The following is a 13,248-nucleotide window of genomic DNA, read 5'->3' as shown; positions in this document are numbered from 1 at the left end:
CCCCATGCCCACCCCCCACGATCCGTACGTCAGGGTCCGCGGCGCACGCGAGCACAATCTGCGGGACGTCCGGGTCGACATCCCGCGCGACACCCTCACCGTGTTCACGGGCGTCTCCGGGTCCGGGAAGTCCTCACTGGCCTTCGGGACGATCTACGCGGAGGCCCAGCGCCGCTACTTCGAGTCCGTCGCGCCCTACGCCCGGCGGCTCATCCACCAGGTGGGCGCACCGAAGGTCGGCGAGATCACCGGGCTGCCGCCGGCGGTCTCGCTGGAGCAGCGCCGGTCCGCGCCGGGGGCGCGGTCGTCCGTCGGTACGGTGACGACCCTGTCCAACTCCCTGCGGATGCTGTTCTCGCGGGCCGGCGAGTACCCGCCCGGGGCGGAGCGACTGGACTCGGACTCCTTCTCGCCGAACACCGCCGTCGGCGCCTGCCCCGAATGCCACGGTCTCGGCCGGATCCACCGCACCACCGAGGAGCTCCTGGTCCCCGACCCCGGGCTGTCGATCAGGGCCGGGGCGATCGCGGCCTGGCCGGGGGCGTGGCAGGGCAAGAACCTGCGCGACGTGCTGGACGCACTGGGCTACGACATCGACCGGCCGTGGCACGAACTCGATCCGGCCGACCGTGAGTGGATCCTCTTCACCGACGAGCAGCCGGTGGTCACCGTGCATCCCGTGCGCGACGCGGGCCGGATCCAACGCCCTTACCAGGGTACGTACATGAGCGCGCGGCGCTATGTGATGCACACGTTCGCCGACTCCCGGAGCCGCCCGCTGCGGGCCAGGGCCGAACGTTTCCTGACGAGTGCGCCCTGCCCGGTCTGCGGGGGCAGCCGGCTGCGGCCGGAGGCCCTGGCGGTGACCTTCGCGGGCCGTACGATCGCGGAGCTGGCGGGCCTCGCGCTCACGGAGCTCGCCGAGGTGCTCTCGGCGGCGGGCGGGGACGACACCGCCCGGGTGCTGACGGGGGACCTGCTGGCCCGGATCGGGACGGTCACCGAACTGGGTCTGGGCTATCTCAGCCTCGACCGTACGGCTCCGACGCTCTCGTCCGGCGAACTCCAGCGGCTGCGGCTGGCCACCCAGCTCCGGTCGGGGCTCTTCGGCGTCGTCTACGTCCTGGACGAACCGTCTGCCGGGCTGCATCCGGCGGACACGGAGTCGCTGCTGGCGGTGCTCGGCCGGCTCAAGGAGGCCGGCAACACGGTCTTCGTCGTGGAGCACCAGATGGATGTGGTGCGGCAGGCGGACTGGCTCGTCGACGTGGGGCCGCTGGCCGGTGAGCACGGCGGCCGGGTCCTGCACAGCGGACCTCCGGCCGCTCTCGCCGACGTCGCGGAGTCGGCGACGCGGCGCTTCCTCTTCGACGACGCCCCCGCTCCCGTACGCGAGGTACGCACGCCCTCGGGGTGGCTGCGGCTGCACGGGGTGAACCGGCACAACGTGCGCGGCGTGGACGCCGCCTTCCCGCTCGGGGTGTTCACGGCCGTCACCGGGGTCTCGGGCTCGGGGAAGTCGACACTGGTGGGCCAGGTTCTGGCGGGTGCGCTGGCGGACCGGCAGGCCTCGGACGCCGGGGAGGAGCAGGTGGAGCGGCCGGCGCCCGGCTGCGCCTCGGCGGAGGGGCTGGCCGCGGTGGACCGCCTGGTCCAGGTCGACCAGCGGCCCATCGGCCGTACCCCCCGTTCCAACCTGGCCACGTACACGGGGCTGTTCGACGTCGTGCGCAAGCTGTTCGCCGCGACCGCTGTGGCGCGCGAGCGGGGCTACCGGGCGGGCCGGTTCTCCTTCAACGTGGCGGGCGGGCGGTGCGAGACCTGTCAGGGCGAGGGGTTCGTCTCGGTGGAGCTGCTGTTCCTGCCCAGTACGTACGCGCCCTGCCCCGACTGCCACGGAGCGCGGTACAACCCGGAGACGCTCGACGTCACCCTGCGGGGGCTGAACATCGCCCAGGTGCTGGACCTCACGGTGGAGTCGGCGGCCGGCTTCTTCGCGGACACGCCCGCCGCCGGACGCAGCCTGCGGACGCTGCTCGATGTGGGCCTCGGCTATCTGCGCCTCGGGCAGCCGGCGACGGAGCTGTCCGGCGGCGAGGCGCAGCGGATCAAGCTGGCCGCGGAACTGCAGCGCGCCCGGCGGGGCCACACCCTGTATCTGCTCGACGAGCCGACGACCGGGCTGCATCCGGCCGATGTCGAGGTGCTGATGCGGCAGTTGCACGGGCTGGTCGACGCGGGCAGCACCGTCGTGGTGGTGGAGCACGACATGGCCGTGGTGGCGGGGTCCGACTGGGTGATCGACCTCGGCCCGGGCGGCGGCGACCGCGGCGGCCGGATCGTGGCGGCCGGGCCGCCGGCGGAGGTGGCCCGGGCCGAGGACGGCCGCACGGCCGCATACCTCCGAGCTGCGCTCCCCCGGGACTGAACGCCCCGCCAAGTCCAACTTCCCTGCACTCCAAGCGAGTTAAGTGCCAGGGCAGCGGCTGGACATGAAACAGTAAAGAACGTTGACAGTTATCTGGTCCAGACCAATCATGGGCATGCCTCACGGCAATCCGTCCGCTGTCCCACCCCGCTGGGAGCTCCCCCATGAGACGTCCAAGAAAAGTCGGCGCCGTCCTCGGCGCCTTGGCCACCGTCGTCGCGTCCGCAGGCCTGGTCCTCGGATCAGGCGCCGGCGCACAGGCCGCCGCAACCGCCGCAACCCCCCTGCCCGCACACGTCTTCGCCCCGTACTTCGAGGCGTGGAACGGCGACAGCCCGGCCGCGCTCTCCCAGGCGTCCGGCGCGAAGTACCTGACCATGGCCTTCATCCAGACGCAGGCCCGCGGTTCCTGCACCCCCTACTGGAACGGCGATTCGGGCACCCCCATCGCCTCGTCCGAGTTCGGCGCCGACTTCACCACCATCCGGTCGCGCGGCGGTGATGTGATCCCGTCGTTCGGCGGCTACGCGGCCGACAACGGCGGAACCGAGATCGCCGACAGCTGTACGAGCGTCGACTCCATCGCGGCGGCGTACGAGAAGGTCATCACGACCTACGACGTGTCCCGCCTCGACATGGACATCGAGGACAACTCCCTGGAGAACAGCGCCGGCATCGACCGCCGCAACAAGGCGATCAAGAAGGTCCAGGACTGGGCGGCCGCCAACGGCCGCTCGGTGCAGATCTCGTACACCCTGCCCACCACCACGGGCGGGCTGGCCGAGAGCGGCCTCGCGGTGCTGGAGAACGCGGTGTCCAACGGCGCGAAGGTCGACGTCGTGAACCTCATGACGTTCGACTACTACGACGGTGCCGCGCACAACATGGCACAGGACACCCAGACGGCGATCACCGGCCTCAAGGGCCAGCTCGCCGATCTGTATCCGTCGAAGACCGACGCCCAGCTCTGGGGCATGACCGGCATCATCGAGATGCCGGGCATCGACGACTACGGCCCCGCCGAGACGTTCACCACCGCCGATGCCACCCAGGTCTACAACTGGGCCGTCTCCAAGGGCGTCAGCACGCTGTCGTTCTGGGCACTCCAGCGCGACAACGGCGGCTGTCCCGGCACCGGCGGCAGCGACACCTGCTCCGGCATCGCGCAGGACACCTGGTACTTCAGCCACACGTTCGCCCCGTTCACGAGCGGCGGCAGCGGCCCGGTGACGGACGACTACTCGGTGGCCGTCACCCCCGCATCGGCGACGGTTGCACCGGGCGGTTCGGCCACGGCCACCGTGAAGACCGTGGTCACCTCGGGGAGCGCCAAGACCGTCGCACTGACGACGAGCGGGGCGCCGGCCGGAGTGACGGCTTCGCTGAGCCCGGCGTCGGTCACCGCAGGGGGCACGTCGACGCTGACGGTCAGCGCCTCGGCGTCGGCCGCACCCGGCACGTACACCATCAACGTGACCGGCGCTTCGGGCACGCTGAGCCACTCGGCCCCGTACACCCTGACCGTCTCGGGTCCGGGCGGCGGCACCGGATCGCTGGTCAACGGCAACTTCGAGACCGGCTCGCTCGGTCCCTGGACCTGTGAGTCCGGCGGCGCGGTCGTCTCCACCCCGGTGCACGGCGGTACGCACGCCCTCGCCGTCGCGGCCACCTCCTCGCAGACCGGCGAGTGCACCCAGACGCTCACCCTGGCGCCCAACACCAAGTACACGCTTCAGGGGTGGGTGCAGGGGAACTACGGCTACCTCGGTGTCCGGGGCGGCGCGTCGGCGAACACCTGGGGTTCGTCGAGCGGCTACGCCAAGCAGTCGGTGGCCTTCACCACCGGCGCGAGCGGCACGGTGACCGTCTATCTGCACGGCTGGTACGGACAGGGCACGGTCTACGGGGACGATCTCTCCGTGACCTCCTGACCCTGCCGGCGGCATACGGACTTCCCGGTCCCGGGGGCGGGCGGCCTCCGGGACCGGGAACCGGCACGAGCGCTCAGCGGTGGACCTTGCGGGTCGCCCGCAGCCACTCCTTGTTCATCGCGGAGATCGACGGCAGCGGGATGCCCTTCGGGCAGGCCGTGGCGCACTCGCCGGTGAGCGTGCAGCCGCCGAAGCCCTCGCTGTCCATCTGCCCCACCATGTCCAGGACCCGCGTCTCGCGCTCCGGGGCGCCCTGCGGCAGAACGTTCAGGTGGTTGACCTTCGCCGAGGTGAACAGCATCGCCGAGCCGTTGGGGCAGGCGGCGACGCAGGCTCCGCAGCCGATGCACTCGGCGTGCTCGAAGGCGAAGTCCGCGTCCGGCTTGGGCACCGGTGTCGCATGCGCGTCGGGTGCCGTACCGGTCGGGGCCGAGATGTAGCCGCCGGCCTGGATGATCCGGTCGAACGCCGAACGGTCCACGACCAGGTCCTTGACGACCGGGAAGGCCGAGGCGCGCCAGGGCTCGATGTCGATCGTGTCGCCGTCCTCGAAGGACCGCATGTGGAGCTGGCACGTGGTGGTGCGCTCCGGGCCGTGGGCGTCGCCGTTGATGACCAGGCTGCACGCGCCGCAGATGCCCTCGCGGCAGTCGTGGTCGAAGGCGACGGGGTCGTCGCCTTCGAGGATGAGCTCCTCATTGAGGGTGTCGAGCATCTCCAGGAACGACATGTCCTGCGAGATTCCGTCCACCTCGTAGGTGGACATGGCGCCGGGGGCTCCGGCGTTCTTCTGGCGCCAGACGCGCAGGGTGAGCTTCATGCGTAGCTCCGCTGAGTGGGGTGGACGTACTCGAAGACGAGGTCTTCCTTGTGCAGGACGGGGGCTTCGCCGGTGGCGGCGAACTCCCATGCCGCCGCGTACGAGAACTCCTCGTCCCGGCGGGCGGCTTCGCCGTCCGCGGTCTGTGACTCCTCGCGGAAGTGGCCTCCGCAGGACTCCGCGCGGTGCAGGGCGTCGAGGCACATGAGCTCGGCGAGCTCCAGGTAGTCGACGATGCGGTTGGCCTTCTCCAGGGACTGGTTGAACTCGGCGCCCGTTCCGGGGACCTTGATGCGGCGCCAGAACTCCTCGCGGATCTGCGGGATCCGGCCGAGGGCCTTGCGCAGGCCCTCCTCGGTGCGGGCCATTCCGCAGTACTCCCACATGAGTTCACCGATCTCCCGGTGGAAGGAGTCGGGGGTGCGGTCGCCGTCGACGGCCAGCAGCAGGTTGAGCCGGTCCTCGGTCTCGGCGACGACCTCCTCCACGGCGGGGTGGGAGGCGTCGACCTCGTCGTGGTGCGGGTTGCGGGCCAGGTAGTCGTTGATGGTCGACGGCAGGACGAAGTAGCCGTCGGCGAGGCCCTGCATCAGCGCGGAGGCGCCGAGCCGGTTGGCGCCGTGGTCGGAGAAGTTGGCCTCGCCGATCGCGAACAGGCCCGGGATCGTGGTCTGGAGGTCGTAGTCGACCCAGAGACCGCCCATCGTGTAGTGCACGGCCGGGTAGATCCGCATGGGGGTCTCGTACGGGTTCTCCGCCGTGATCTGCGCGTACATGTCGAAGAGGTTGCCGTACTTCTCCTCGACCTTGGCGCGGCCCATCCGCTCGATGGCTTCGGCGAAGTCCAGGTAGACGCCCTGGCCGCCGGGGCCCACGCCGCGTCCCTCGTCGCAGACGTTCTTCGCGGCGCGGGAGGCGATGTCGCGGGGCACGAGGTTGCCGAAGGCGGGGTAGATGCGCTCCAGGTAGTAGTCGCGCTCGTCCTCGGGGATCTCGTTCGCGGGGCGGTCGTCCCCCTTGGCCTTCGGCACCCAGATGCGGCCGTCGTTGCGGAGCGACTCGCTCATCAGCGTCAGCTTGGACTGGTGCTCGCCGGTGCGCGGGATGCAGGTGGGGTGGATCTGGGTGAAGCAGGGGTTGGCGAAGTACGTGTCGATCTTCCCCGTGACCAGGTCGCGGGCGACGATGCCGCGGGCCTTGCCGTCGACGATGACCAGGTCGAGCATCTCGGTACGGGGGTGCAGTTCGACGTTGCCCGCCGCGATCTGCCGGGAGAGCGCCTGGTAGGCGCCGAGGAGCAGTTGCTGTCCGGTCTGGCCGCGCGCGTAGAAGGTGCGGGATACCTGGACGCCGCCGAAGGAGCGGTTGTCGAGGAGGCCGCCGTACTCGCGGGCGAAGGGGACGCCCTGCGCCACGCACTGGTCGATGATCTCCACGGAGATCTGGGCCAGGCGGTGGACGTTGGACTCGCGGGCGCGGAAGTCGCCGCCCTTGACGGTGTCGTAGAAGAGCCGGTGGACCGAGTCGCCGTCGTTGCGGTAGTTCTTCGCCGCGTTGATGCCGCCCTGGGCTGCGACCGAGTGGGCCCGTCGGGGCGAGTCCTGGAAGCAGAACTGGACGACGTGGTAGCCCTGTTCGGCGAGCGTCGCACCGGCCGAGCCGCCGGCCAGTCCGGTGCCGACGACGATGACGGTGTGCTTGCGGCGGTTGGCGGGGTTGACCAGCTTCGCCTCGAAGCGGCGGGTGTCCCAGCGCTCGGCGACGGGGCCGGCGGGCGCCTTGGTGTCGGTGACCGGTGCGCCGGTCGCGTAGTCCGTGTAGTCGTTCATGTCAGCTCACCACTCCGGTCATGACGGCGACGGGTACGGAGACGAAGCCCACCGTCAGCACCAGCGCCAGAACGTTGGCGAGGGTCTTCAGGGCGCGGTCGCGGGTCGCGCGGCCGGCGCCGAGGGTCTGCGCCGCGCTCCAGAACCCGTGCTGGACGTGCAGCCCCATGGCGAGCATGGCGACGATGTAGATGACGTTGCCGTACCAGGTGGAGAAGGTGTCGATGACGTTCTGGTACGGGTGCCCGGACTGGAATCCGCCCGAGTGCACGGTCCCGGTCGTCAGGTCCAGGATGTGCCAGACGATGAACAGCGCCATGATGATGCCGCCGTAGCGCATCGTGTTCGTGGCATAGCTCGCGCGCGGCTTCTTGTGCACGTACTTGCTGGGGCGCGCCCGCAGGTCGCGCCGGCTGAGCTGGTACGCGGACACCGCGTGCAGGACCACCGCGGCGACCAGGACGACACGGACGATCCACAGCGCCCACTCGTGGTGCAGGAAAGGCTCGCCCATCACGCGCAGCCAGTGCGCGTAGCCGTTGAACTCGTCGGAACCGAAGAAGATCTTCAGGTTGCCGACCATGTGGACGACCAAGTAGAGGAGCATGATCAGACCGCTCACGGCCATGATCGTCTTCTTGCCGACGGATGAGTCCCAGAGCGTGCGCGTCATGGACGGCCGTCGGTCCGTCCGTGTTGCCAATGCCATGAACACGACGCTAGGGCCGAGGGGCCCGATCAGTCCAAGACATGGAGTGGCTGATGTCCATAGGCATGCCCTATCAGGGGCGGTAGGCTGGGTGTATGCAGTTCCAGCAGCTCCTGTACTTCGTGGCGGTCGCCGAGGCCCGGCACTTCACCCGGGCCGCGGAGGAGGTGCACGTCTCGCAGCCCTCGCTCTCCCAGCAGATCAGGTCCCTGGAGACCGAACTGGGCGCCGAACTGTTCAGCCGGGCCCGGGGCAACATCACGCTGACGGACGCCGGCGAGGCCCTGCTGCCGCTCGCCCGGCGCATCCTGGCCGACGCCGACACCGCGCGTCACGAGGTCCAGGAGCTGGCCCAGCTGCGCCGCGGCCGGGTCAGACTGGGCGCGACGCCCAGCGTCTGCACGGGGCTGCTGCCCGACGTACTGCGCGACTTCCACGACCTGCACCCGGGGATCCAGCTGCTGCTGGAGGAGGGCGGTTCGCACGACCTGGTACGCGAACTGGCGCGCGGCGCACTCGACCTGGCCCTCGTGGTGCTGCCGCTGCCCGCGGCCTCACCGGCGCTGACCACCGTCGAACTGCTCCAGGAGGATCTGGTGGTGGTCTCCTCGGCGGACGGCCCGCGGCCCGGCCGGGGCGGCACGGTCCGGATCGCTGATCTCCAGGGCGAGCCGCTGGTGATGTTCCGGCACGGCTACGACCTGCGGGAGCTGACGGTCGCCGCCTGCCGCGCCGAGGGCTTCGAGCCGTCGTTCACGGTGGAGGGCGGCGAGATGGACGCCGTGCTCGGCTTCGTCCGGGCCGGCCTGGGTGTCGCGGTGGTGCCGAGCATGGTGGCCACCCGGGCCGGCCACGACCTGCGGACGACGCCCCTCGCACGGCCGGGACTGCGCCGCACCATCGCGCTGGCACACCGCAGCGACGTGGCTCCGCCGCGGGCGGCGCGGGAGCTGCAGCGGGTGCTCCTCGCCAGCCGGGCGGACGCCGTGCCCTCAGGGCCGCCCGGCGCTTGAGGACGGACTCGGGGGCACGGCGCCCGCCGGACTCACACCGCGTCGGCCAGCAGCAGGGAGTGGATCCGGTCGGGTGCACCGGGGCGCGCGTAGTACCAGCCCTGGGCGGTGTCGCAGCCCAGCTGCCGCAGCTGCTCCGCCTGCGCCCTCGTCTCCACGCCCTCCACCGTCACGGCCAGGTCCAGGCTGTGCGCGAGCGACACGATCCCCTCGACGATCTTCAGGTCGACGGGGTCGGCCGGATGGTGCTGCATCCCCTGGGTGAAGGACCGGTCCAGCTTCAGCACGCTCACCGGCAGCCGCCGCAGGTTCGCCAGGTTGGAGTACCCGGTGCCGAAGTCGTCGAGGGCTATGTCGACGCCCATGTCCGCCAGTTGCCGCAGCGGCTTCAGCAGGTCCTCGTCCGCCCCGATGAGGGCCGACTCGGTGACCTCCAGGCACAGCGCTCCCGCTTCGAGCCCGGAACGCTCCAGGACGTCCACGGTCTCCGCGACCAGCCGCGGGTGGTGCAGCTGGGCCGGTGAGAGGTTGACGTTGATCCGCAGCGGGCCGCCATCGGTGTGCCGCTCCTGCCAGAAATTGGCCTGGCGCACCGACTCCTCCAGCACCCAGCGGCCGAGCGGCACGATCAGCCCGGTGTGCTCCGCGAGTGCGATGAAGCGGTCGGGCCCCAGCACACCGTGCTGCGGGTGGCACCAGCGCACCAGGGCCTCCGCGCCGTGCACCGAACCGTCGTCCAGGTGCACCAGCGGCTGGTACTCGATGAAGAACTCACCGCGTTCCAGCGCGGCCGGCAACGCCGTGGTCAGGCCGTGCCGGGTGATCGCGCGGGCGTCCGCCTCCGCGTCGGCGAGCTCGAAGCGGTTGCCGCCCGCGGACTTGGCCCGGTACATCGTGATGTCGGCGCTGCGCAGCACCTCCGCGGCACTGCGCTCACCGGCGGGCCCCTCGACGACCCCGATGGACCCGCGGACGGTCAGCTCGCGCCCGTCGAGGCGGACCGGCGCGGCGAGTACACCCAGGAGCCGGCACGCAAGTTCGTCGACCTCCGCGGCGGTGTCCGGTCCGGTGGTCAGCGCCACGAACTCGTCGCCGCCCAGGCGCGCCACCATCTCGCCGGGTGCGGTCGCGCAGCTCTGCAGCCGGTCCGCGACCTCGACCAGCAGCCGGTCGCCCGACGCGTGGCCCAGGCTGTCGTTGATCGCCTTGAAGCCGTCCAGGTCCAGGTAGCAGAGGCCGAACCGGCTTCCGTCACCCGCCGCGAGCGCCTTCTCCAGCCGCTCAAGGAAGAGCGTCCGGTTCGGCAGGCCGGTGAGCGCGTCGTGCGTGGCCTCGTACCGCAGCCGCAGATTGAGGAGCCGGCGCTCGGTGGTGTCCTCCATCAGGGCCAGCTGGTACTCGGGCCGGCCGTCGGAGTCACGGAGCAGCGACACCGTCAGATTGGTCCACAGGACGGTGCCGTCGTTGCGGTAGTACGGCTTCTCGACCCGGTAGTGCTCGCGCTCGCCGCGCACCAGCTCGTTGTAGTACTTCCAGACCTGCGGGGTGTCCTCCGGGTGGACCCACTCGTTGAGGCGGTGGCTCAGGACGTGGTTCTCGAGACCGCCGAACATCCGGGTGAGGGTGTCGTTGATCTCGAGCAGGTTGCCGTCCAGGTCGGCGATGCCGATGCCGATGGCCGCGTCCTTGAAGACGGCCCGGAAGCGCGCCTCCGTCGCGTGCAGCGCCTGTTCGGCATGGGAGCGTGCGGAGAGCGCCGAGCGGGCGATGGCCTCCTGCTCGGCGAGGGTCCGCTCGCGCAGCGCCTGGGAGAAGCCGCCGGCGACCGCGTGCTGGATCCGCGCGCTGCGGGACCGGCTGTCCTCGGTCGAGAGCGCCACCGGTCCGTTGCTGCCGCAGTAGAGCACCAGATACGAGTCGACGACGCCGAGCGTGGAGCTGAGCGCGTCCGGATCCGTGCAGTGCGCCGCGACGAGGGCCGTGCCCACCGCGCCTGCGGATGCCGGGTCGAACGGGCGGGCGTGCAGCGTGTCGCTGAGCGCGCGGGCCAGCGGCAGCAGATGCTGCTCGAACTCCGGCCGGGTCATGGAGGTGGCCGTCGACGGAAAGATCGCCCGGCTCCAGATCGTGGCGAATCTCCGGAGCCGGTCCTCGGGGCCGTCGGGCTCCGCGTCCGGGGCTCCGGACGCCTGGGCGGGAATACTCACGCCTTGCGTCCCACTCCGGCGAAGCCCGCGAAGGCGTACGGGTCCTCGTTCTCCTGCGCGCCTGAGACCTCGGGACGCCACAGCGGCATCGGCACCAGTCCGGGCTCGACCATCTCGTAGCCGTCGAAGAACCGGCCGACCTGATCGCGGGAGCGCATGACCAGCGGGTTGCGGATGTCCTTGTACACCCCCACCGCGCCGCCGGCCTCCTCCCTCGTGACGGGAACCCCTTCGTACGAGGCGTGGGTGACGACCAGCAGGCTTCCCGGGGCCAGGATGTCGCGCAGCGCGGCGACGGCCGCTTGCGGGTCGTCGGCGTCCTCGATGAAGTGGAGGACGGCGACGAGCAGCAGCGCAACGGGACGGTCCAGGTCGAGGAGCTTGGAGACGTCGGGGTGGTCGCGGATCTCCTCCGGCCGGCGCAGGTCGGCCGCGGCGATCACGGCGCGGTCGTTGCCTTCGAGTACGGCCTGACTGTGTGCGACAGCGACGGGATCATGATCGACGTAGGCCACTTTCGCCTGTGGGTCGAGCGCCTGCGCGACCTCGTGCACGTTTCCGAAGGTCGGTATCCCGGAGCCGATGTCCAGGAACTGCGTGACGCCCTCGTCGAGCGCGAAGCGTACGGCGCGCCGCATAAAGGCGCGGTTCGCCTGCATGATCTTGGGAAGTCCCGGCATGAACTCCATGGCCTTGCGAGCCGCTTCCCGGTCCACCTCGAAATTGTGCGAGCCGCCCAGATAGAAGTCGTACATTCGGGACACGCTCGGCACCGAAATGTCAATGCCTTGCGGTGCCCAGGCGGGACGCTCCATCGATGTCTCCAACAAGTCGCCTCGGGGATCCGGCCATGTTCATGGTCAGTATTGACCAGAGGCTACTGACCCACCGCCAGGAGAGCGAGCGGAAACGGAAATTAGCGGTCCGTTATTGGTCACACACCAGTGGCATGTGCAACCGCCCCGTCGCTGGCTGTGACATTCGGCGACGGGACGGCAGCGGAGGACCCCGTGGGAACTACTTCGGCGCACCCGCCAACTTGGCCTGGGGGGAGACCGCGTACCAGGTGCCCCCGACCCCCTGGCCGTTGGTGTCACCGGGTTTGACGTCCCCGGAGAACGTATAGAGGGGCCAGCAGTCGATGGCCTGTTGCTTGAGTCCGTCGGGCCGGTCGAAGGTGACGAAACCCTTCGTCGTGACGCCCTTCACATCATTCTTCGCGACCGGCGCGACAACCGGCCACTTCGAGAGACAGGCACCGGTGCAGGCCGACTTCATCGGCCACGCAACGTCCTTCTTGAACCGGTAGACCGTCATGCCGCGCTTGTCCACGACGATATCGCCGAGTTTCGGATCCTTGCGCACCGAGAGTCCCGCGAGGCCGGCCGGTTCCGCACCCGAGGGACCGTCCGCGTTCACCGCCGCCTTCTTGCCGTCCGGCGCCGCGGCGAACCAGGTTCCACCCACTCCCTGCCCCAGGGCGTCGCCCGGGGCGGCGTCCTTGGCATACCGGTACATCGGCCAGCCGGCCAGTGTGAGTTGCTGCGTACCGTCGGCGCGGGTGACCTTCCCGACCGTAGCGGCATCCGTTCCGGCGGCGGCCGTGACATTGCCCGCGGGCACCGGCGGCCAGGCTTTCGCACAGTCGCCTTCGCAATTCGACTTGGGTGGGCTCGCGGTGTCCTTGTCGAATCGGTAGAGCGTGAATCCCTCGCTGTCGGTCACGACTTTGCCGAGCTTCTTGCTGTCCCACACCGCGAGCTGACCGGCCTGCTTCGCCGACGCGGCCTCCGTCGTCGCGCCGGAACCGTAGCCGCTGTCCGATCCGTAGCTGTCGGCGGCCTGTCCGACCGGACTCGCGTTGCCCACGTTCTGCCCGTCGGGAGACTCGCCGCCCTTGTCCTGACCGCACGCCGTCGTCAGCGCCAACAGGGCCGCCGCGGTGACCGCGAGCGAGGAGTTTCGCCAGGTGTTCATGTCAACTCCCGTGGTACTTCCGCCAGTTGCGACGCGGGTTCGCGCCGTTCATGGCAGTGGATACGGGCGCGGGGCCGTTCTTTGTTCAATGCGTACACAGATTCTTCCGGAGCCTCAAACACCGAGTGCCCCAGGTCCCCTCCATCAGGCGAATCCCACGGCTGTCCGGCGTGCCCCGCCGCAGCCCGGAACATGCTCCCCCTCGTGTACGGATCACTCATCGGCCGGCTCACCGCGGCCGTCGCACTCACCTGGCTGCTGACCGCCCCGACGCCCGCGCTGGCCGACAGCTGCGCGTACGCCTCGATCGGCGACGGCGACGGCGGTGCGGCGG

Annotated in this window: 9 protein-coding genes; 3 read left to right on the top strand and 6 right to left on the bottom strand. The window is 70.3% G+C overall.

Translation table 11 applies throughout. The annotated features are described in order from the left end of the window. The first annotated feature begins 4 nt into the window (after positions 1 to 4). Together JGS39_RS34920 and JGS39_RS34915 are read left to right on the top strand one after the other, a co-directional pair. On the top strand, positions 5 to 2,428 hold the full coding sequence (locus tag JGS39_RS34920; RefSeq protein ID WP_219573767.1) for an excinuclease ABC subunit UvrA: 2,424 nt from the start codon (positions 5 to 7) through the stop codon (positions 2,426 to 2,428). A 164-nt stretch (positions 2,429 to 2,592) separates the two neighbouring features. Next, positions 2,593 to 4,359: a glycosyl hydrolase family 18 protein gene (locus tag JGS39_RS34915; RefSeq protein ID WP_236064159.1), complete on the top strand. Its 1,767-nt coding sequence runs from the start codon at positions 2,593 to 2,595 to the stop codon at positions 4,357 to 4,359. Between the two features lie 73 nt (positions 4,360 to 4,432). On the opposite strand, the gene JGS39_RS34910 is transcribed toward JGS39_RS34915, so the two are convergent. Genes JGS39_RS34910 through JGS39_RS34900 form a run of 3 tightly spaced genes read right to left on the bottom strand, consistent with a single transcriptional unit; the run spans position 4,433 to position 7,717 of the window. Beyond that, on the bottom strand, positions 4,433 to 5,179 hold the full coding sequence (locus tag JGS39_RS34910) for a succinate dehydrogenase/fumarate reductase iron-sulfur subunit (protein WP_219573765.1): 747 nt from the start codon (positions 5,177 to 5,179) through the stop codon (positions 4,433 to 4,435). Further along, positions 5,176 to 7,008, bottom strand: a complete 1,833-nt coding sequence (locus tag JGS39_RS34905; RefSeq protein ID WP_219573764.1) for a fumarate reductase/succinate dehydrogenase flavoprotein subunit — start codon at positions 7,006 to 7,008, stop codon at positions 5,176 to 5,178. The genes JGS39_RS34910 and JGS39_RS34905 overlap by 4 nt, the downstream gene beginning before the upstream one ends. Before the next feature lies 1 nt (position 7,009). Beyond that, on the bottom strand, positions 7,010 to 7,717 hold the full coding sequence (locus JGS39_RS34900; protein WP_219573763.1) for a succinate dehydrogenase: 708 nt from the start codon (positions 7,715 to 7,717) through the stop codon (positions 7,010 to 7,012). Between the two features lie 95 nt (positions 7,718 to 7,812). On the opposite strand from JGS39_RS34900, the gene JGS39_RS34895 reads away from it, so the two are divergent. Next, positions 7,813 to 8,730 (top strand): LysR family transcriptional regulator, encoded by a 918-nt coding sequence (locus JGS39_RS34895; RefSeq protein WP_219573762.1) that lies wholly within the window; start codon positions 7,813 to 7,815, stop codon positions 8,728 to 8,730. Positions 8,731 to 8,762: 32 nt separating this feature from the next. On the opposite strand, the gene JGS39_RS34890 is transcribed toward JGS39_RS34895, so the two are convergent. The 3 genes from JGS39_RS34890 to JGS39_RS34880 form a co-directional block, all read right to left on the bottom strand. Continuing rightward, positions 8,763 to 10,937, bottom strand: a complete 2,175-nt coding sequence (locus tag JGS39_RS34890; RefSeq protein ID WP_219573761.1) for a putative bifunctional diguanylate cyclase/phosphodiesterase — start codon at positions 10,935 to 10,937, stop codon at positions 8,763 to 8,765. Beyond that, the gene (locus JGS39_RS34885) at positions 10,934 to 11,752 is read right to left on the bottom strand and encodes an SAM-dependent methyltransferase (RefSeq protein ID WP_219573760.1); all 819 of its coding nucleotides are present in this window, start codon (positions 11,750 to 11,752) and stop codon (positions 10,934 to 10,936) included. Before JGS39_RS34885 ends, JGS39_RS34890 begins: the two co-directional genes overlap by 4 nt. 202 nt (positions 11,753 to 11,954) lie before the next feature. After that, positions 11,955 to 12,914 carry an SCO0930 family lipoprotein gene (locus JGS39_RS34880; protein WP_219573759.1) on the bottom strand — a complete coding sequence of 320 codons (960 nt, stop codon included), beginning with the start codon at positions 12,912 to 12,914 and terminating at the stop codon, positions 11,955 to 11,957. Between the last annotated feature and the right edge of the window lie 334 nt (positions 12,915 to 13,248).

The sequence above is a fragment of the Streptomyces poriferorum genome (genome assembly GCF_019399235.1).
GTDB lineage: Bacteria > Actinomycetota > Actinomycetes > Streptomycetales > Streptomycetaceae > Streptomyces > Streptomyces poriferorum.
This window is presented reverse-complemented; position numbering and strand designations above follow the sequence as displayed.

What these genes read in the sequence shown, in the direction of transcription:
- JGS39_RS34885 (WP_219573760.1), bottom strand. Translation starts at nt 11,752, where the DNA reads ATGGAGCGTCCCGCCTGGGCACCGCAAGGCATTGACATTTCGGTGCCG.
- JGS39_RS34920 (WP_219573767.1), top strand. Translation starts at nt 5, where the DNA reads ATGCCCACCCCCCACGATCCGTACGTCAGGGTCCGCGGCGCACGCGAG.
- JGS39_RS34880 (WP_219573759.1), bottom strand. Translation starts at nt 12,914, where the DNA reads ATGAACACCTGGCGAAACTCCTCGCTCGCGGTCACCGCGGCGGCCCTG.
- JGS39_RS34915 (WP_236064159.1), top strand. Translation starts at nt 2,593, where the DNA reads ATGAGACGTCCAAGAAAAGTCGGCGCCGTCCTCGGCGCCTTGGCCACC.
- JGS39_RS34895 (WP_219573762.1), top strand. Translation starts at nt 7,813, where the DNA reads ATGCAGTTCCAGCAGCTCCTGTACTTCGTGGCGGTCGCCGAGGCCCGG.
- JGS39_RS34910 (WP_219573765.1), bottom strand. Translation starts at nt 5,179, where the DNA reads ATGAAGCTCACCCTGCGCGTCTGGCGCCAGAAGAACGCCGGAGCCCCC.
- JGS39_RS34900 (WP_219573763.1), bottom strand. Translation starts at nt 7,717, where the DNA reads ATGGCATTGGCAACACGGACGGACCGACGGCCGTCCATGACGCGCACG.
- JGS39_RS34905 (WP_219573764.1), bottom strand. Translation starts at nt 7,008, where the DNA reads ATGAACGACTACACGGACTACGCGACCGGCGCACCGGTCACCGACACC.